Below are 21,494 nucleotides of genomic sequence, written 5' to 3'. Positions count from 1 at the left end.
TCCCCAACACCAGAAATTATCCGATCAGCACCGCTTTCATTTGCAATATTGATTTCTGCGCCACCTACTTTTGCACCAATAGTGAGACGATGCGTTGTTTTGTCTTGCTGAACAAAGCTCTCACTTTCTACTTTGGTAATCACATTATTAACCTGTTCAGTCAATTTATTCTGAACATTCGTGATAGAACTTCCAACACCTGCAAGTGCATCCGCTACATTCGTATAGTTCTTGTCAAAAGAAGTACCATCCTCACCAAACTGCTTGATCTTGAAATCCGGTGCTTTCCATTTGCCCTCTTCATCATAACCAGCACCACCACCAAAATAGGATGCAAGCGTGTTACCCATTGTATAGAGCTGACCACCATTTACTGCATCTGTTGAGTTTTGGGTAATCTCACCACTTTCTAGAAACGTAATTCTACTGTTTTCTTGTGTTCTTACAGCTCTGCCTTTTTCTTCTTTTCTCTTTTCATGACGCGCTACAAAGGCATTGGCTTCATCATTCCATAACAAAGAATCCTGTGCTACTCCTTCAGAAACTTCTTTAATCCGTGCATTCACATTCTTGATATTTGTATCAAGACCAGTAAATGCACTCCCAACATCTTTAAAAGAGCCCTCTGTTATATTACCCTTTGTATCAATCTTGGATAAGTCATAAGTTGGTCCCGTCATGTCAGAACCAGCAACTCCTGCACCTCCACCAAAATATTTTGATGTATTCGCCATAGCCGTTTCCAGATTTTTCGCTGTGGACGAAAGACCCTCATTGGTTTTGCTTAACTGTGAAAAATTAACTGCATCGTTCGCTCCAGTGCCATCCGACACTCCTGTAATCTTTTTACCCCCAGCATCTATACCTCCGGTGGTTATTTTCGGACCATCAGTAATTACTAAGCCCGTAGCATCGAAGGTATTTTTACCTGCCTTTACGCTCTCCAGTGCAATGTCTTGAGCCAGATCAAACTTTACTTTATTGTCCTCTTTGCCCTTTGTAATATTTAGGTTGCTACTTCCAGCGGAAAAATCTACCGCGCTATCCATAAGAACAGTTGTAGCATTTTTATCTCCAACAGAGAATTTCCAACCGTTTTGTCTTACAACTTGTTCTAAGTCCTGCAACTGTTTAAGGTTCACTGCATCGGTAATATTAGAACCAGCAGCTACGCCTGTAATTTGTCTGGTTATACCCTTACTATAATCACCAACACTAACTGAGCCCCGCGTACTTTTCCATTGCGCCTCAACGTTTGTTGCAGGCCCCTGCAACAAAGAAGTGTAGCCAAGCTCACCAGCAGCCCTATCGGATATAGAATCGCTTCCTAGAGCAACACCTGCCGCAACCGTCACATTAGAGCTAGCGCCTATAGCAATTCCCTGCAGCGCCTGCTCCTGTGCATATGCATTGTACCCCATAGCAATCGCTTCATTTGCATAACTATGTGCTTTACTACCGAAGGCTATTGAAAAATCACCTAATGAAACTGTTCTCTCTTTTTCATCATAACTATCGGTTAGAGAAGAACCGATTGCAATGCTATTTTTAGTATCTCTACTCCTACCGGCTAAAGCAGTTAAGCCGATTGCAATCCCTTGGTCAGCCTTCGTCTGCGCTACCTGCCCGTAAACAATAGCATCATGAGCTTCTCCCTGAGCTCGTTCACCATGGACAAGAGGATTACCCAAATTCCCAGCCCTAGTCATTTGACCGCCCGTTACAACTCTTGGAGTTAAAGCTGCTCTTGTTATTTTTTTACTTCCAGCATTCATATCAATTGAACGTATTGAATCGCTGGCTTCTGCCAAAACATTCACTATAGGACTATAATCGCTCACACCAGTAAGAGTTTTGGTTAAAAAATTTGCATAGTCATCAGCAGCACTTACCTTGGATGTCAAAGAAACATTCAGCGCTGTTAAATAATTTTCCTGTGATGCACTAGAAGAATCCAAATCACTGTTATAGCTATCATAAACAGAGACAATACTTTGTGGATATATCTCAGCAGTGTTCCTTATGTTTGCAGAAATCTCTTCTCCTGAATCAAGATCATTCGAAAAAACAGGGGAAATACTGGCTAAAAGTGCAGCTATTGAAGTCAAGGATAAGACTTTAATAAAAGGAAAACGGGAAAATTTTAAATTGCTCCCTGTTAATTTTGTATATAATTTTTTCATAATGAACTCCCCAATGAAAGAAATAACTATAAACACAAAAAAGACACATTTAAACGCTATAAAGTTTCCTAAATTTGGTTTTTCTAAACGTATTCAAAAATTTAGTACCGGGCTGCAAAGATAGAGAAGTTGTGTTTTTAGCTTTTATGGTTAATGTGTTTTGCTCTTTTACATTTCCTAAGAAAGTAAATTTCTTTGTGGTGATTAGTTTTTTTAACTTTTAAACTTATTGTTTGTTTTTTGCAAGGGGTAGAGTTGATTTAGTGGATTGTTTTATAACTTCTTCCAGTAAAGTTGAAATACATTTGAATGTGTACTTTTATCTTAGTAGAAAACTTTTTAATAGATTTGTAGTAGAGCGAAAGTTTTTTTCTATCTGTAAAGCGCTACAGATTTTTTAGATTTAAAAATTAAAGAAAAAATAATGAACTTATAATTTATGGAAAAACTTATTATCTTATTTTGAAATAAGAAGTTCATTTTGTTGAAAGTGTATAGGTTTTTTCTGTTTTTTAAACCTGTATTTGTCGTTATAGCGCTTATCAATTTATATATATATGATTTTTACATACGTAACAACAATTCACCCCTGCCTCATGAGACAGGGGTGAAAAGGAATTTTCGTGTATTTTGTTTATTATCAGTTCAATGTCATATTGAATCCCGCACCTACACCCCAGTGACCTCCAGAAGTTGTTGCGGATATGTTAGAGCGGTATTTTCCATTTTCTGAGGTGTAACCTGCACCAAAGGCAAATGCAGATTGACTACGCCATAAACCAGTACCAAATCCAACGCTTAATTTTCCAGGTGTATCATTGTAGCGTAAGTTAGACACCGCAAGACCAATAGCCGCTGCTTGTCTTGCCTCTTTTTTCACACTCTCAATACTGTAGTTTAAAACGTTAAACTTCATATCTGTATATTGTTTAGACTGATCAACAGCATCATCAATCGCATCAATCACAATATTATTAACCCGTTGATCTGTGTAGTGCTTGGATTCATCAAGAATAATCTTCATCTGTTCTTTAGTATAGTCATGGAGTTGACCACCATTTACAGCTTCTTTTGATCCCTTCTCAATTTTACCATCAGCTACATTATCAATCAAAACAGGTTCACTGGCATCACCACCCGCTAATGTGATTTTATTGGTTTTTTTGCCGTTTTCATCTCTGTCATAACGAACAGCGTCCTCAGCAATATCGTTAACTTTGTTTTCAATATTGAAAACCGTTTCACCAATATCCGTAACCGTAGTGGAAATATTGTCGACTCTGTTGGTAAGATGCTTAACATCTTTTTCAACACCCGTGACACGTTCATTGGTTTCCCAAAGTTGTCCACCATTAACCGCATCTTTCGAACCTTCTACAATTTTACCATCAGCTACATTGATAATTTTACTCGGCTTGCCATCACGATTAGCATCATAGGCTTTTTCTTTATCGTTCCACTTTAAAGCATCTGTATCGACCTTGTTGATGACATCATCAATACGGTTGTTAATATTTGACATCCCATTATTAATATCACCAAAAGCATCAGCGACATTATGGTGCTCTTTCTCAACAGTCGTACCATCAGCATTGACTTGAACAATCTTAAAAGTAGGATTTGTCCATTTGCCATTCTCATATTTAGCACCGCCACCGAAATAATTAGCAAGCTGGTTATTCATGGAATAAAGTTGGTTGCCCGTAATGGCATCTGTTGAACCTTGAGCAATCTCACCATCCAAAAGATACTTCAATTTGCTCTTTGTTTTCTGCCCAGCTTTTTCATGACGTGCCACAAATGCTTCTTCATCATCATCCCACAGTAAAGCATCTTTAGAGAAATCTTCAATTTTCTGATTAAACTCATTGGATACATTCGTTAAACGTTGATTCACATCTTGAACATTTTTATCAAGACCTGTTAAAGCTGAACCAACGTCATAAAAGTTAGCCTTCCCTACCTCACCACCTACAATAGCCGATAAAGTATATTTCAGCCCTTCAAAAGCACCGTTAATGAACTTTGCACCACCGCCAAAAAACTTTGCAATATCTGCTGATATTTTATTAATCTGACTACCATTGATTGCATCGTTGGAATTTTCAGAAATGCTACCATCTTTTACGTTATGAAGAGCAACTGGCCCATTACTCTTATTGCCGCCTAAAGTCACACTACCATAATTAACATTACCATCTTCATCTTTATCATAGAGAACCGCAGCAGCACTTGCAAAATCAATATCTTTAGAAATTTTCTCTATGCTTTTATCAAGTTGGTCTTTATTAACAGCTTCATCGCCCTTCACTGCTGCTTTAACACCAGAAATAGAACGTGCTACACCAGCATATCCTGCAATATTGACTTCAGTACCCGCTGTATCCTTACCAATAGTAATAACACCTGATGCACCTCCATCTTGCTTAACAAGACTATTTTTTACCACATCGGAAATCTTATTATCAATATTTGTAATAGAAGTATTTACACCAGTAAATGCATCCGTAACATTATGATGTGTCTGCCCCTGAATAAGGAAAGCTGGTTCTATACCTGCAAGTACATCTGTACTGCCACCAAAATATTTCGATGTATTTTCAGCAACCTTTTTCAGATCACCTGTTACAGCGTTAACATTCTGATTAGTAGTAAAGAGCTGTGAACCATTTACTGCTTCCGTCGATATTATAGAGAGTGTCGCCTTTTTCACACCCGAAAGTGTCCGCTCTTTATCGTCCTTATTTGCAATGCTGATTTTAGTACCACCTGTTTTAGCACCAACGGTAATAAAACCATTCTCTCCCTCTTGCTGAACCAAACTATTTTCTGTGATATTAGAAATTTGATTGTGAATTGCGCTAAAAGTATTGTTCACACCTTCAAAAGCATCAGCAACATTCGAATAAGGCTGCTTAGAGGAAGTGCCATTATCGTTGATATGATAAACTTGGAAAGTAGGAGCATGCCATTCTCCATTTTCATCATATCCAGCGCCACCACCAAAATATTTAGCAACATCATTTATTGCATAGAGCAAATGCTGATTAACATGCCTGATGTTCATATTAAGCCCTGACAAAGCTGATCCAACATCATTATGTTCCGTCTGTTTTTCCTGACCATTTTCATCAATAGTAGTTAAATTATATCTCGGTCCTCTAAAGACTCCATTCTCGAATGAAGTACCACCACCAAAAAATTGTGCAACATCTCCAGATATCTTGTTAATCTGACTACCATTAATCGCATCATGCGATTGATCGGAAATCTCTCCATCTTTGACGTTATGAAGAGCAACTTGCCCGTTAACCTTATTACCTCCTAAAGTTACACTCTCATAATTGACAGTGTTATTATCATTTTTATCGTAAAGAACCGCAGAGGCACTTATATTCTCAATATTGTTGTTAATCTTTCCTATGCTTTCATCGAGTTGTTTTTTATTAACAGCTTCATTGTCTTCTACCGCTGCTTTTACACCAGAAATTGTACGAGCCTCCCCTGATTTATTTGCAACATTAATTACAGCACCACCTGTTGCCTTACCAATGGTGATAGGAGAATTCTCTCCTCCATCTTGCTTGACAAGGATATCGCTTGTCACATTTTTAATCTGATTATAAATATCCGTGATAGAATCATCGACTCCATCAAAAGCATCAGCAACATTATTGTATTTATTCGCAACAATAGTACCATTCGCGTTACGCTGAGAAACCTTGAAGGTAGGAGCTTGCCACTCTCCATTCTCATAGCTAGCATCACCGCCAAAATAATTCGCAATCTTATCACCCATCTTATAAAGTTGAGAACCATTTATTGCATCTGTTGAATCTCCTGAAATATCGCCATCCGCAAGGAATTTAATCTTACTATCTGTCTCCACACCATCTTTTTCATGAAGTGCAACAAATGCTCCTTCTCCATTATCCCACAATAAAGCATCTTCAGAGAGCCCCTGAAATTCCTCAACAAAATTATTGACTACATGTGTTAAACGACTATTCACATTTCTGACATTCGCATCAAGCCCTGTCAAAGCATCACCAACATTTTCAAAGGTTTTCTGTTCTACGTTACCATCTTCAGACACTTTAGATAGATTATATCTAGGGCCTACAAAAGCACCATTCTGAAATGCTGCACCCCCACCAAAGAATTTTGCAACATCTCCAGATATCTTATTGACCTGACTACCATTTATCGCTTCTGTTGAATCAGAAGAAATTTTACCACCTTTAACATTAAGGAGAGCAACTGGCCCCTTGCCCTTATCACCACCCAAAGTCACACTGTTATAATTGACAGAATTATCCCCATTCTTATCGTAGAGAACCGCGAAATCACTCACATTCTTAATATTGTTATTAATGTTTACTATAGTATCATCAAGTTGCTTTTTATTAACAGCTTCATTATCCTTTTCTGCCGCTTTCACGCCTGCGATAGTCCGATCTCCATCACTGCCTGCAATATCAATTTTCGTGCCACCTTTTTCCTTACCAACAGTGATCAGCTTTTGGCTTTCGTCCCATTTAACAAGGGCACCGCCTGCTACTTGATCTTTTATTTCTTGCAACTGCTTATAATTTACAGCATCCTCAGCATCAGTTCCCGCTAGCACTCCCGTAATCTTTTTATTACCAGCATCAATACCCCCAGTAGTCATATTAGGACCACCAGTAATCACGAAGCCATCATCGCTTACATTCGCCTTACCTGCTATTACACGTTTAACTCTGACAATATCATTCAAATCAAACTTTACAGTATTGTCACCGTTTTTGGTAATTTTGATATTCTTACTTTCTTCATTACCATCCTCTGCATTAACACCTACAAACTTTACTGTACTCTCTGCCTCAACATCTGTAGCCTCTTCATCTTCAACAGCAAGTTTCCAACCCGTTTTAATTCTCGCTGTAAAATCTTGCAACTGTTGATAATTTACTGCATCCTCAGCATCAGTTCCCGCTAGCACTCCCGTAATCTTTTTATTACCAGCATAAATACCTCCAGTAGCCATATGAGGACCACCAGTAATCATGAAACCATCATTATTCATAAAGCTGTTACCGGCAGCAACACTTGTCACTGTAATATCATCAGCTAAATCAAATGTAACATTACGGCTACCATCTCCTACAATCTTGATATTCCCGCCCCCTTCCTTACCAACAGATGCAAAATTTACCGTATTGTTCTGTCCAATAGACATAGGATTTTCACCGTTAACAGTAAGTTGCCAGTGCGTTTTGGCTGCTTCTTTTACTTCCTTCAGCTGTTTATAATTCACTGCATGATCATCTTCAGTCCCGTCTTTTACTCCTGTAATCTGTTGATTGCCAGCATCAATACCGTCTATAGTTATTTTTGCCCCATTAGTGATCATAAAACCATCGTCACTCATAGAACTTTGTCCTGTAGTGACACTCGTCAACTTAAGAGTATCACTCAAAGCAAATTTGACTTTATGCTTATTATTTGCACTGTCTTTTTCAATCTTTAAGTTGTCTTTTCCTACTCCGCCGTTACTTCTCACTGAAAAATCTACAATATCGCTTGGATTAACATCTGTAGAACCTTCGTCATTAACAGAAATTTTCCAGCCGCCTCCTGCTCCAGCCATAACATCTCTCATAGCTTTTAACTGTGCAACATTGACGGCATCAGTGTCTTTACTCCCCGCTGCAACATTTGTAATCTGTCGCGTTAAATTCTGATTAGTATTACCAACACTAAAATCACCCGCAGTACTTTTCCATGCAAGATCACTCTTTGTTGTTACAGTATTTGTTACAGGATCATAACCCAAAGCATGCTTATCAATACGAGAGACAGCCCCTCCACCCACGGCAACACCATCTATAACAAGTACCTGTGCATTTATACCAATTGCAACTGAATGCGCCGTCTCAGCAAAAGTATGAGAACCTATGGCAATCGAATTTTTGCCTTTTGCTATTACTTTTCTTTCTTCCCCGTTGTCTGCAGGTTCTCCACCACCTATTGCAATAGAACCAAGAGCTTGAGCCTCAGCCTTTGAGCCTATAGCAACCGTGTAGTCGTTACTTGCCTTGGTCTTTAACCCTAATGCAAAACTATTGTAACCTGATGCAGATGCGAACTTACCAATAGCAACACTATTTATACCGTTCCCTTCTGCATTTGAACCAACCGCGATCGCATCGTCCTGCGTAGCTTGAGAACTCTCACCTATAGAAATGCTATTTTTACCAGAAGCAGTTGCAAGCCCACCAATAGCAACCGTAGATTCCCCCGACGCTTCTGATCCCACACCCATAGCAACACTTGCTTTTCCAGCCGCAAGCGCGGAAACACCAAAAGCTTGCGCTCCACCAGCTTTTGCTGTTGCACCTGCACCAAAAACGGTTGAATAATTACCCGTTGCAGCAGATCCACAACCGGTTGCAAAAGAATAAACACCATAAGCCTCAGGCAGAGCATTTATAGAACCACCGTACAGCGCTCCCATATAGCCACTCACCTGCTGACCACGACCGTTAATCGTCACACCATCACTAACCCAAGTAACCTGTTCAGTCGTCGTACCATAGGGATGACGGCCAGAAAAATCCTGATCATTAATAAATCTATTATATTGTTCTTTTGCAGTTATTCGTTGAGTAACTGACGCTTGTTGTTTGCCGCCACGACCAATAACGTTGTCTACACCACAGAAATCATCATCACCAGATAGAACAACACTGCCATGACTACCATGTGGATAAGGAACATTACCAAGATTCGAACTCTGAACAGTTGCTCCTCTTATGGAAAGACCGGCAGCAAAAACAGGAGAAACACTCGATAAGAGTGTCGCCATTACCGTACTAAGAGAGACAACTTTAATTAAATTTGGTGTGGAATATTTTTTTTTCATAAGAACCTCCTCCAACAGAGTTCAACATCATTACAACGTGCGAAAACACACACGGCAAAACCCTTGTTTGCGCACTTCAAAAACCAATAAATCAAGACAAAACTCTCCCCCTACGATACCGCCATCTTTACGGCATCGCCCTAAATCTCTGCAACAACATCAAATCTAGAAAAGTCCCCAACCCTTTTAGCTAGAGGGATTCAAGCTAAAAAATCAATAAAAACACAAGACTTTGAAAATATACCGTAATCTCCATTTAAAAATACTGCGATTTATCTCTTAACAAAATAGTTTCACTAAAGAGCAATTCTACTTTTCAAATAAAGCGCATCAGCAAAATGGCAAGAGTGTAAAAAATAATTTTTTATAAATTTGTAAAAATACTTCTCAATAAAATAGCTGTTCTTATAAACACAAATTTATGATTTTTTTAACTTATAGCACAATGTAATAGATAACGATTATCATGATAATCTCACTCTTTGTTGCGAGATAATCTGTTTCAATATATAATGCATATCTTTGAAAGAAATCTTTCTTAATATAATGATGCACGCTCTGTAAAAAGTTCCAACGTGCTCATCTTGTCCTCTTCATAAAAAGACAAAAGTGCTATAAATGATCTTTCGTTCTTCTCGCGTATATGTCTGTTACCCTTCTATAGGAACAAAACATCGTCATTGTATTTTCACTGTTGTCAGTATCTTTTCCCTCAACCAACAAATATTTCAGGAATGACACTATATTAGCTTCTTTTTGAATCAATTTGTTTGTATTGCTACCCGTCGTTCTTTTTATGAACTGCTTTATTTTTAATCAGAACAATATATTGATTTATAATGATAGTTTCTCGTTTTTCAGGTTGAATAAAAGACTCGAAGATCGTGAGATTTTCACATTCCAAACTTGGTTATACAGCAGAAAATCAAAAAAGTTTTATTTTTTAAAAAGGCTGTTCATTCGTATCTTATGAAATTTCTAGATATGCTTTTCAGTTTCGATTTTACGCTTTAAATGTAATTTTAAAAGTGGCAAAGTGGCTTCGACTTCTTCCATATCATTGAGGTTTTGAATAAGCTCTTGTAATCTTCCATAAAGCTCTGCTGCTAATTCCGCAACATCTTCAGGAGAAAGATCTATTTTTGCATCATGATAGGTCGTATAAACTAAATGTCCCAGCTTTTTCATCAGCCCAGCAGGTATCGCTTGCGGTTTAAAACCAGCTGCTTTTGCCTTTGCCATATCTGAAAACATCTCGCCATTGCCCGTCACAAGCCAATCTAAGGAAATACCACAAATTTCTTGATATTTGGAGAGCGCAGAGGCTGTAGGCTCACTTATACCAGTTTCATAAGTTCCTACAGAGCCAGCAGTGATACCAAGATGTGCAGCAAACTGCTTACGCTCTGTAAAACCAAGAGCGTGACGCACTTCACGAAAACGTTTTGCCAACTCAGTTTTAGGTTTTGCTTCCGGACGAGCCAAAAAACACTCCAAAATCAATATAATTGTTGACTAAATAATTATATTGATTTATATCTATTATTACTGCTCCTTAAAAAGAGCAGTTATCACATACATAACCCCACAAAAACAGATGTTGCAGCATCCGTTTAAGCAGGAGCGAAAATTATGACAATTACACAAAAAATGCAATCGCCGTGGTATTTTACTGAACTGCGCCCCTGTAATATAACCTTGGAAAAACTCAAGCCTATCAGAGGCTATTTTCCAGAGTCAAAAACATTTGGACACAGCCCAATGAAAAAGCTAAATGCGCCACTGCCAACTCTATCAGTTTGCATGCCAAGCCAATTCTTGCCAACTGCTTTCTCACAAGTCGCAGTCATATTCTTCCAAAAGCAAAAAGCCTAATACGATTCTCTTCATTCCATGCTGTGCAATATACCACTGAAATCTTATTACAAAAATATGCAAATTCATTTCCCATAGGTTTTTATAAGGTAAAAAGTTTATCAATGTCTAAAAATCAATATAAAACAGGCAAAATAATTGGTATTCTACAAAAAATGAGATTATCACTCGTTATTAAAAAGTTAGACGTTTACAAACCCTGTTTGCTTATTTTATATATTAATGACACTGAGTTAGCTGTAATTGGCAATAGAGATTTCAGGGTGTTTGGTTTATCGTCAGAATACTCTTCCTCTACGCACATTAAAAGCCTTTTGGCAGTGTATTTTAAATGCTATAAGTTCTATAGTAAACACATTGCCATCCATATTTACAATTGGGCGCTTCAAAAACTTGGAGTAATAAAATCTTTAATAGGCATTGATTTAAAAGCGCGTATTTTGCAGAAAATTGACAAAACCATGAGGTTCGTATACATGGCAATTTTAAGTGATGATAGTGGAGTGATACTTAAAAAAGCTGCATGGAAACCCGCAACGTTGAGGAATTAAGCATGACCTCTTTATGCGATAAAGAATTATCTGATACACTGGTTGGTCTTTATGACGACTATCAACGCGGTTTCGACATTGGAGAAGAGCTTAAATTGTGCGTGGATTTGGCGTTATCTCTTGAATTGGAACTCAGTATTCATCGTTTAAGTGAAACAGATGCTGTTTTAAAAAAAGAGATTGTGCAAACCTTGCATCGTCGTAGAAATACCCATTCCAATGAAGATGAAATTGATACAATTTTTCATATGGATTTTGAAAAACAAAAATAATACAATACTCTCCCATATGATACGATATTACCTCATTGCTTTACTTTCTACTACGCTTAAACAAAAAACTTTCAAGAAGATTTAAAGTGTTACGTTTTCGTCTTCTTAACAACAGTGAGATGAATTAAAGAAACGCATCAATTCTTTTAGATCATTATCAAAAAATAGAGAGTATTCTCTAGTATACATCAATTTATGCTTTGTTCATTAAGCACCAACTTTTACATTTTCTCAACTCTCCTTTAAAAGCAAAATATGAAATGTGCTGCAGCGTAAATGTTTATAAAATAGCGTATATTGACCACTCTTAAACGTAATTTATTGTTTTTCATGTCTATAAAACAGCACTATGAGTATTCCAACAAACGCAACAATGCTTTGAAAAAAATATATCGATTGAGGTGATATGCTACTGTTATCGCTTGCCATAATGAGGTAGACTCCGAGGATCAAGCATCCAGAGATACCATTAAAACTTGCCTGCAATCTTCCTTGGTATTCAGGATCACAAGAGAGTTGTGATAAAGAAATCGAAAGAGCCCAACTCGAAAGTCCAAATCCAATCATAAAGTAAACAGGAAAAACAACAAAATTGTGTGTATTAACAGATAGAATAGCGAGGCCAATAGCCATAAAAGCTAATAAAATGGCTAATGTTTTCCTGATAGATAAAACTTTACAAAGAAGTGGTGAAAAAAACGCACCTGTCAATACGCCCATAGAATAAAGCACCTCAAATATTGCAAAGATACTGCTATCTGCATGTAAAACCTCTTGTATATAAGGAACGAGAATAACAGGAATGGTCATCAAAAGAGTCATAATAATCATCTGGCTTATATAAGGTACAAAAAGAGCCGGATTCTGTTTAAAATAATGAAGGGATGCTGTATAATTTTCCCACCAATTTTGCTGGTTTTGATTTTTAGATCTTCGGTTTTTAGGTACCTTCATTGCAAAATTAAATAAACCAGCAATGATAAAGAATATACCACCTATTAGAAGAGTTCCTTTTGTTCCTGCATAGGACAGTATAAATCCACTTAAGCCCATACCTACGATAGTGCCAAGTTCATAAACCATATCGATGGTCGCATTTGCATTGATGAGCTGTTCCTTCAGCACAATACTTTGAATTAAAGAAATAGCTGATGGCATATAAAAAGGGATAAAAATACCCAAAAGAGCAGATAAGACCATCAATTCAATTTCTATACCAAAATGCCAAAGCATTACCCAGCTTACAATTACCAAACCTCTCACAAGATTTGAAATAATAATCTGCGTTTTACGATTATATTTATCTGCCAATATGCCAAAAATAGGCGCAAAAATAATGCCAGGCGTCCAAAGAAAAAGCATCATCAACGCTACACCACGGATTGAGCCCGTCTGATTGTAAGCGAGCCATGACAATGTAATATAATTTAGTCCACTTCCAAATGTAGCAAATAAGCCGCTCAAAGTAAAATAGAGAAAAGTTCTATTTTCAAATAAAGCAATGCGTTCCTTCAAATTTGAAGTGAACATAAATTATCCTCTAAAATGAATACCAGTCGATATGCATGATACATCCTGTTTAAAAACAGGCATTCTTACAATTTTTATTTTAGATCATTAAATTTAAGAAAGCAAAATTTCTTTTTTGAGGCTTTTACAATCTTTGTGCTGTTTTATGATTAATTCTTCTATGAAAACGGAACATTTATGGACAAAAACAAAATTAATATTTTATGTGCGTTTTATTCAGAAGCTACACCTTTATACATATGTGAAACAATTTTACGGTATGGAAGCTTCACTCACATTATTGTCCTTATTATTCCGTGCACTAAAATATGCTCGAGTATATTCCTCCATGTCGTTCTTCTATCACCACACTTCGTCTCTAAAAGAATAAACATACTATTATCCTCACAATAAATATTGCTAACTTTTCTACTCCCCTTCTCTAAATCTTTTAAAACAAGCTCATTACAGTTAGTTTTCTAATTAAAATATATAACGTGATATTTTTCCTGAGCAGTTAAATTATTACAATCATATCTCTAAAGTTTCAGATTTAGAGTACGAATACATAAAGGAGGATCTATCGTGGATAAATTGATTAATAAATGATTTTATTCATAATCAAAAACAAACTTCATCTATATGATGTCGTATTTGATGATGAATTAAAGAAACAGAAGCAGTTCCATCAATTGTTATAAACCGCTCATCTATTTCTGATAAAACTTTGTATACTTTGTAAACTTTTTCAATAAAAGAGAGTTTTTCTTCGTATTTTAAGTTTAAACCATCCCTTTTCTGCAACCGCTCTAGTATAGTAGTGGGCGGTAAATGAAGATAAAATGTAATATGAGGTCTTGGAATAGATTGATTTAATTTAACTACACTTTCAACAGAAAGCTCTCGAGCATAAAAATAAGCAAGACTAGAATAAACATATCGATCGCTAATTAATAAATTTTGCGATGACGTTAAGGAAGGTTCAATAATTTCAAGCGTATGTTTGCGTCTATCTGTCGCTGATAAGAGTGCTAAAAGCAATGGATCAATTGCTTTTCCATTATCTAAGTAATCTCTAATTTCTGGATTATTTCTATACCAATAACTGGGTTGAAAAGTTTGTATTATATGTTTTTCTATTGAGTAATGGCGAGCGATTTCTTTTGTTTGTGTTGTCTTACCACTCCCATCAAATCCACATAAGACAATAAAAGAACCAGAAAATTTCTTTGGAGACCACATGGAATTATAAACTTTTTTATCAAGATACATTTTGTCTATATACTTTCCATAAGTTAAATTGTTTTATGTCTGAAATCTCTTAATGTTTAATAAGGTGTTTTTTAACTCGTCTCTAAACAGAAAAACACAATACTCCCGCATTTTGTATAACTTTATGATAAATGGTAGTATATAGACTTAGTTTTAAGATAAGGTTATATTTTAGACAACTTAAAATGAGATTAAGTATTTGTAAAAAATATATTTTTTTGTTCACACTCCATAACCTGTCATTTTTTGACGAATTCTAGTAGAGTTTCTGAGGATTACTCCTATAGCGTCGTGTAAGTGTATAGAAATGAGTTCGACCTCAGTATATTATTGTCCCTTAAGAGCTGCTACTAGATTGCGCTCCATAGGAAGCTAATGAAATCAACTCTATCTTTTCTCAAACCACTGCCCTCGCTATAAGCATTTGATATCCGATCCCGTCAAAAAGCAGCAGAGCAATTCTTGGAAAACATCGCTGAGATATTGAAATATGCCTTGCAAAAGCGTTTAAATCAAATGTTTCACTATATTTTTCGGTATATTCATAAACTGAAATTAAGAATATTATAATAAGACCTCAAACAACGACGACGCCCAAATCAGCCGTAATAAAGCCTCCTAAAACTGAACCAATAATACCTCTCTATCAGACAGACTACTATGTAAAGGCTTTAATACAACACCTTAGCGCTAATGCCATAAATGTTTCTGATAGATAACGAAGTTTATTGTCACAACAACATCTAACAACGGTCAATAGAAAAACCTCAACCTTGAGTATAAATAAAATCAACTTGAAAGCGCAAAATATATCTCTAGGACATAGTTATATTCGTTATCTGGCTTTCCCCTTATTGGCAAGCCTCCCGCAACAGACGCAGTAAAAATACCAGCCTCCATCGCTATTCATTCTCCTGAATAATAAGCTATCACTACCATAAACATCAGCGTTCAAATGTTCCCTACCAAAAAACTTGACATGCCCAGTAATATGTGTGTGTGTATTTATTATTTGTAAACATGTGTGCTGATTTATAATACTGTGTGTTTTTAAGAGATTCTGAAATGGGGGGGGGATAATGTGCACAAACAACTGATGTTTCGGTTTTATGGGCTTGTTGTCCTGCTGTATCTTTCTGATATGGTTTTATTTTTAAGTAATCTTTGGAATGCTTATCGCATAACATCCTCATCGGTTTTCCTAGGCGTAACCATGGCTTTGGGCACCCTTATGCCCTATCTTTTGAAAAAAAGCGGTCTTGTGCACATTAAAGCCTCACTGCGGTTGGTCGATTTATACAAAAGGCGAATCATTATCTATAGCCTTCTTTTATTGATTGCACTTTTCCATTACGCTGATTCCCCCTTTGGTTTTATCGCTGTCTCTATCTCTATCGGCTATCTCTCTTTGATTACCTTAAGCACTCTCGAGACTTATAATACTAAACTAGCACTTAGTGGTTATATTAGCGCCCAAAAGGCTTCCCGCATTATGCAAACAGTGGTGCAAATTGGCGCATTTTTGGGAGCAGCACTGAGTGGTTATCTCTTAGAAGCGACCAGCCCTCGAGGGGCAGCAGCTGAAATCGGTTATAATGGTTTGATTGTGACACTTTGTGTGTTTGACATCATTATAAGCCTTATAGCCGGATATATTATCTTTTGCGATGAATATAACGCCACAGATACCACAACACTTGCAACTGGTAAGAAGACAGCGCCTACACCGCAAGCGGATGAGCTCTCCCGTGAACTTAAACTTTTATGCGTCTGCATAGGACTTATTGGCTTTCATATTTGCGCTTATAATACGCTGGCAACTATTCTTTTTCAGAGTGTGAAAAATTTTGGTTCTGAATATTATGGGCTTTGCAGTGCGGTTGCGGGCGTGGGCGCTTTTTTAGCTGCTTTTATCAAAATCCCTCGTTTTGAATTTATTCTCCCAGCCCTTATGTTGAGCATGGCTGATCTTATTTTTAGCACCACACAATCACCCTATTTGGCTGTGGTCTTTTGCTTTTTTATTGGCTTTTCAATGAATACCATGCGAATTAATGCCCGCAAACATACGATTGAAGCAACCAAAACAGAGGCTCAAGCAGAGCTGGTGGGAAGCTATAGCGGTATGCTTTATACTCTCTCCCAATCGGCAGGTTATGTCATTCTTGGTCTTCTTACAAGCTCTGCCCTTATGGGTCCTCAAGCAGCTGTTTATCTTCTGCCCCTTATAGGGCTAATAATCTTTATTTATGTTCTTTTCCTTTTATCACAGCGGAACAAAGTATGAGAAAACCTATTCTTATTGTCGACCCTTTCTCCACGGGTGCCCTCTATGGCCCTGCTTTGCAAAAATTAGGCTATGCTTGTTATGGTGTTGTCTCTCAAGCAGCTCCTTTTTCACACTTTATGCTTTCTTATCAGGGAAAGGGCATGGCAGAAGCGAAGCTTCATAGTGTAGATGAGATAAAGAAACGCTTTCCTATCGGCACGATAGAGGCTGTAATAGCGGGTGCCGAAAGAGGTATCTATTGTGCAGAGCAATTGGCGGCTTATTATGGTTGTCTTGGGAATAACCCCTTGACTACCGATTGGCGACGGAAAAAAGCAGCGATGCAAAAACGCCTTTGTGAAAATGGTTTATCTTACATCCGATCAAAAATTCTTACAAAAAACGATTGTACTCTCGATGGTTTTGAAAGCCACAGCGGCTATGTGGTAAAGCCAAATGATTCTGCAGGGAGTGATGGTGTTTTGTTTTTCTCTAATCTTGAGGAAGTAGTAACGTGGACCTCTGAAATCGACTGGAAGAAAAAAAATATTTTTGGCGCACCTAACGAGGCCTATTTGCTCCAAGAAAGATTGGAGGGAGAGGAATACATCGTCGACGCCGTTGTAAATGGAGAGGCTATAAAGATATGTGCTTTATCGCGGTATAAAAAAGGTATTCATAATGGAAGTGCTTTTGTTTATGAATCGCTTGATGTGCTTGATGCTCAAGATCCCTCTTATGCCCCTCTTATCTCTTATGCAAAACAATGCATTCGCGCACTGGGGATTGAATATGGACCTGCGCATATGGAAATCATGCAAACAGCTCGTGGTCCAGTGATGATCGAAGTAGGAGCCCGCCTCCACGGAGGAATTGCACCCACCTTGTTCGCGCATTGCTATGAAGATGGTTTACTTGAAAGCTCCGTTAACCTTATTGCAGGCGTGTTTTCGCAAACCCCAAGTCGCTTTAAGAAAAAAGGGCGTATTATCTTCCTTATCAACGAGATCGACGGTCATATTATAAAAGATGTTAACGTATGGCGGCAAAAGCTTCATTCTTGGGAAAATGTGGTTCATTTTACGCTCTTTTTTAAAGAAAACGAGCTCCTCCCCCTAACCATCGATTTAAATACCTGCCCAGCTATTATAGCAATTTGGGGACACAGTGATGATGAATTATCAGCTTTGGAGAGGATCATTCGTAGCAATTTCTTATAAAATATAGCAATTGGGAAGAAAAAATGGATTCAGAAGCGCAAATAATTGAAAATATAGACAAATATTAAAAATGGAAGCAAGTCATTTTTAAAGAATTCAATGCAACCATGAATAACACAATTAGGCCTTTTCTGCCTATTCGGTGTAAATGGATACTCAAAAAATATGCTTAGATTTGGGTTCTACAACAAGCTGACCTCAAAAAATATAATGGAAGACCTGATAACTTATTGCGATAATTATAAAAGTTTTGGAAAGAACACATCTTTTGTTGCATTCGAGGAGCCTGCCCCCATACAAAGTATCGAAGTTTATAGAGAAAAATTCTGGTCTACACTTAAAAGTTTGCGAGCTTTTGACAACCGAGAGTGACCTAAGCATATACAAAAAAATATGTACAATCATCTATGAGAGTTCTGCTTTCATGGCGAACCTATGTTTATAGCTTGCAATGTCCCGTCTCATATAAACAGAATTAAGTAAGTTCTATATTTATGTTAACTTTCCAGCTTAAGTGTTTTTTCTAAGTCTTCTCTCTACAGAACAAAATGTATTCTCGTTGTAGGAAAAAGGCCTGAACCTTTTGATATTATCACAAAATCTCCTTTTTTAAGAAAATATAGCAAACTCCAAAATAGAGAATGGACGCAATATTTTCTGCAAGACAACACTATTGAATCCCTACCTTGCTCATATCATCTAATGAAACACGATAATGACTAAGTTTTCTAAAATTAAATAAAAATATTTATGATATATTCAAAATGTTGCTGCCAAAACAAGGCTCGATAGAGATTCAAAGGGATTTTCCAAAAAATACATAGAATGCAGTGTGTATGTATAAAACTTCTCAGGATGATCATGTTAATAGCAATGTTTAGGGGGGCCTTTTTGGGAAAGATTGTACAGAAATTATGAGTATCTCTAGGAGAAAAAACGCTGATTTTTAGAACAGAGAGAAACATTGATTATAACAGTTTATTAGGCTAAACGCAGAATATTCTCCTAATAATGGATGGTTAAATTATAACGGGATAGGTTTTTGATAATCATAAAGAAAAAGGTAGAGAGCGTGTTTCTTTTAGTTAAGAAAGAGTGTTGCTCATTTTTTTTCTAAAAATAAACAAATTCAAAGATAATTTTTTGTTCTTGTAGTGGTGAGAAAATAATTGTCGAAGTCAGTGAAGGGGAGATTCCAATAGATTGTTACAAAGTTTAATAAAAGTTGGAATACTTAAAAATTCTTAGTTCCTATGATGATTTAAGAATACCAGATTAGGATACGGAGAATTCAAGAGCTCAAAACTTTGTGATAATATTGGTTTAGAATTACATCTTGTTCATTCAGACGAGATGAGCCAATTATTATATGTCACAGAGACATATGGGTGGAAAATTTTAAAAAAGCTTATCCAGAATCTGACTTAAAGGTTATTGGAACTTTAGTAGTAAGATTGGCTTGGTCTCATGTCTCTCAAAAATTAGCAACCAATCTTGTTGTGACTAGACTAAATTTGGAAGATCTGCTCACTGAGCGTTTTTATAATATTATGAAATGATAAAAATATTAATATTTCTTCTTGTCCCGGACACGAAGCCGGTGCTATTTGTATTTATTATCCGTTGCACCATTGTCCGAAATATCTTTTAAGTGGTTGTCACTTGAAATATGCCTTGGAAAATTATTTGGCAAGAGAGCATACCTATATGTATTGGAAAGTAATTTCCTATTATTTATCTCAATCTATGGGTACAACGTTGCCAAGTATAGAATTCATGCTGACAGATGACTTTCAAAAAATAAGTGCCTATAACGCATTTGAACTAAACTTTTATGAAAAACTGGAATTTAGTACCGAACCATATTCGACAATGGAGAAAATCATAAAATGGCTTGAGTCTCTGTTTAAAAGGAAAGAGGCTATTGCGTAATTCTGTTTTTCTTATGATTGTGATTGGTTGTTTGACGAGTTTTTGTGCTAGTGGTGTATTATCTATTGGCCTTTCTTTGTTACAATTCCAAGATACAACAGGAGAAGCGTCTGCTACTTTAAATGTCGTTAATTTAATCGCAATTGGAATTGCTGGCTTATGTTTGGGAAACGTGTTGGCGCACTATCAAGGCTTTATAATTGGGTTTTATAGTCAAATTACTTGCGCTTGTTTATTGTCTTTCTTATTATTTATGAACAATCCAGTACTTATTTTATTTGTATTTTTTTTACTTGCTCTCTTGATGGGGGCTGATAACCCAAATAACAATAGTGCCTTGAATCAGCTGGTTCCAGCTCCCAAACAAAAAGCTGGAATTTTTGCATTTTACACTAGTTGCTGTCAGTTTTTTGTTATTATATCCCCATTGCTTATATATTTTATAATTGCGCATTTGGGGCACAAAATAGCTATAGCCTTTATTGTATTTATCTATCTTTTGAATGCCTGCTTATGGTTTCGTATAAAGTCTATACAACAACTAAACAGAGCAAAAGAGCTATTAAAAAAGCCATCTCAAAAAGCTTATGGAGTTGGGTTCAGGTGCCTTTGGCGGATTTCTGCGTTGCGTTTTTTAACGATTAATCGTATTTTGAATAATTCTCTCTATACGGGGCCTATTGTTTTATTGCCACTTGTGCTTGCTTCTATAACATCAGATAATATAAAATTTACAGCTATTCAAAATTCTATTTTTGCTTTGTCAGCACTGGGTTTTGTGATCAATGGTCTTATCTCATCTTATTATTTACAGAAATTTCCATCTTTAATTCGTTTTTTTGTATGGGGGGCACCGGCATTTGCCGTGATCGCAATCTCTTTTGTTTTATATTTAAATTTTACTCAATATTCCCTTTATATTATGGGGTTTTTATTAGGTATTGGGCAATTTTATTTTAGGATATCGGGAATAACAATTGGACAAGCTATCACACCTAATGAAAATTTAGCCGAGGTGATTTTGGCAGGCGATGCCAGTGTACGCATCATAACAGCTTTATTCTCTATTGTGCTTTTATATGCAGGAAAATTTTTTTCATTTTCTATATTATACGTCCTATGTGTATTTATAGGCTTTTGCGCCCCTTTATTTATTTTGCACGGACTATCTATTTACATACAAAGCTTAAAGATAAAAGAAAGCGCCGCATGAATGATATTCAATTATTATATTACGTCAGCCTTTTTTTGATTATCGTATAGATAAAAATTTTGTACAAATATTCATGACATTAATTTTAAATAAGCACATTGCGTGAGAAAAGCTGAGGTGTTTGTTACCTCTCATGTGGATAGCCCGTTAAGCAACGAAATTGCAAATAGCACTATGATCACCATTAATTCTAAAAGCTCTACCAGAAGTTAGTGATAATGGCAAAAATCCTTTAATGATATTTGAAGAGATCGTTTATGCTAGATCAGGTTATCTCAAGATCGAGAGGAG

11 protein-coding genes and 1 pseudogene are annotated in these 21,494 nt (G+C 36.6%); 7 read left to right on the top strand and 5 right to left on the bottom strand.

Annotated elements, in window-relative coordinates; all coding sequences use genetic code 11:
* From PVV63_RS01435 to PVV63_RS01425, 3 genes and pseudogenes are all read right to left on the bottom strand, one after another.
* Positions 1–2,183: pseudogene (locus PVV63_RS01435) on the bottom strand (hypothetical protein); the annotation flags it as partial.
* Positions 2,184–2,823: 640 nt separating this feature from the next.
* On the bottom strand, positions 2,824–9,090 hold the full coding sequence (locus tag PVV63_RS01430) for a Vomp family autotransporter (protein ID WP_273790299.1): 6,267 nt from the start codon (positions 9,088–9,090) through the stop codon (positions 2,824–2,826).
* 978 nt (positions 9,091–10,068) lie between these two features.
* On the bottom strand, positions 10,069–10,575 hold the full coding sequence (locus tag PVV63_RS01425; protein WP_273790298.1) for a helix-turn-helix domain-containing protein: 507 nt from the start codon (positions 10,573–10,575) through the stop codon (positions 10,069–10,071).
* Positions 10,576–10,722: 147 nt separating this feature from the next.
* Between PVV63_RS01425 and PVV63_RS01420 the strand changes: the two genes are divergently transcribed.
* The 3 genes from PVV63_RS01420 to PVV63_RS01410 all read left to right on the top strand — a co-directional run bounded on the left by PVV63_RS01420 (position 10,723) and on the right by PVV63_RS01410 (position 11,788).
* Positions 10,723–10,965, top strand: a complete 243-nt coding sequence (locus tag PVV63_RS01420) for a hypothetical protein (RefSeq protein WP_273790297.1) — start codon at positions 10,723–10,725, stop codon at positions 10,963–10,965.
* 104 nt (positions 10,966–11,069) lie between these two features.
* Entirely contained in the window at positions 11,070–11,516 is a 447-nt protein-coding gene (locus tag PVV63_RS01415; RefSeq protein WP_273790296.1) for a hypothetical protein, read from the top strand.
* Positions 11,517–11,518: 2 nt separating this feature from the next.
* Positions 11,519–11,788: a hypothetical protein gene (locus PVV63_RS01410; RefSeq protein ID WP_012754562.1), complete on the top strand. Its 270-nt coding sequence runs from the start codon at positions 11,519–11,521 to the stop codon at positions 11,786–11,788.
* Positions 11,789–12,106: 318 nt separating this feature from the next.
* On the opposite strand, the gene PVV63_RS01405 is transcribed toward PVV63_RS01410, so the two are convergent.
* Positions 12,107–13,318 carry an MFS transporter gene (locus PVV63_RS01405; protein WP_273790295.1) on the bottom strand — a complete coding sequence of 404 codons (1,212 nt, stop codon included), beginning with the start codon at positions 13,316–13,318 and terminating at the stop codon, positions 12,107–12,109.
* 600 nt (positions 13,319–13,918) lie between these two features.
* Positions 13,919–14,569, bottom strand: a complete 651-nt coding sequence (gene tmk / locus PVV63_RS01400) for a dTMP kinase (RefSeq protein WP_273790294.1) — start codon at positions 14,567–14,569, stop codon at positions 13,919–13,921.
* A gap of 1,096 nt (positions 14,570–15,665) precedes the next feature.
* Here tmk and PVV63_RS01395 point away from each other — a divergent pair.
* The 4 genes from PVV63_RS01395 to PVV63_RS01385 all read left to right on the top strand — a co-directional run bounded on the left by PVV63_RS01395 (position 15,666) and on the right by PVV63_RS01385 (position 21,203).
* Entirely contained in the window at positions 15,666–16,856 is a 1,191-nt protein-coding gene (locus PVV63_RS01395) for a hypothetical protein (protein WP_275065197.1), read from the top strand.
* Positions 16,853–18,058 (top strand): ATP-grasp domain-containing protein, encoded by a 1,206-nt coding sequence (locus PVV63_RS01390; RefSeq protein ID WP_273790292.1) that lies wholly within the window; start codon positions 16,853–16,855, stop codon positions 18,056–18,058. Before PVV63_RS01395 ends, PVV63_RS01390 begins: the two co-directional genes overlap by 4 nt.
* 165 nt (positions 18,059–18,223) lie before the next feature.
* Positions 18,224–18,430, top strand: coding sequence for a YqcI/YcgG family protein (locus tag PVV63_RS10425; RefSeq protein ID WP_375663304.1), 207 nt, complete (start codon positions 18,224–18,226; stop codon positions 18,428–18,430).
* Positions 18,431–19,982: 1,552 nt separating this feature from the next.
* Positions 19,983–21,203, top strand: a complete 1,221-nt coding sequence (locus tag PVV63_RS01385) for an MFS transporter (protein WP_273790291.1) — start codon at positions 19,983–19,985, stop codon at positions 21,201–21,203.
* The last annotated feature ends 291 nt before the right edge of the window (positions 21,204–21,494 follow it).

Source organism: Bartonella sp. CM31XJBT, assembly GCF_028618555.1.
Taxonomy (GTDB): domain Bacteria; phylum Pseudomonadota; class Alphaproteobacteria; order Rhizobiales; family Rhizobiaceae; genus Bartonella.
The sequence above is the reverse complement of the archived record's forward strand: the minus strand, read 5'-3'. Positions and strand labels throughout refer to the sequence as shown.

Coding starts and splice junctions, on each gene's coding strand:
- PVV63_RS01415 (WP_273790296.1), top strand. CDS start 11,070: ATGTCTAAAAATCAATATAAAACAGGCAAAATAATTGGTATTCTACAA.
- PVV63_RS01405 (WP_273790295.1), bottom strand. CDS start 13,318: ATGTTCACTTCAAATTTGAAGGAACGCATTGCTTTATTTGAAAATAGA.
- PVV63_RS01410 (WP_012754562.1), top strand. CDS start 11,519: ATGACCTCTTTATGCGATAAAGAATTATCTGATACACTGGTTGGTCTT.
- PVV63_RS01395 (WP_275065197.1), top strand. CDS start 15,666: ATGTTTCGGTTTTATGGGCTTGTTGTCCTGCTGTATCTTTCTGATATG.
- tmk (WP_273790294.1), bottom strand. CDS start 14,569: ATGTATCTTGATAAAAAAGTTTATAATTCCATGTGGTCTCCAAAGAAA.
- PVV63_RS01430 (WP_273790299.1), bottom strand. CDS start 9,090: ATGAAAAAAAAATATTCCACACCAAATTTAATTAAAGTTGTCTCTCTT.
- PVV63_RS01420 (WP_273790297.1), top strand. CDS start 10,723: ATGACAATTACACAAAAAATGCAATCGCCGTGGTATTTTACTGAACTG.
- PVV63_RS01390 (WP_273790292.1), top strand. CDS start 16,853: ATGAGAAAACCTATTCTTATTGTCGACCCTTTCTCCACGGGTGCCCTC.
- PVV63_RS10425 (WP_375663304.1), top strand. CDS start 18,224: ATGCTTAGATTTGGGTTCTACAACAAGCTGACCTCAAAAAATATAATG.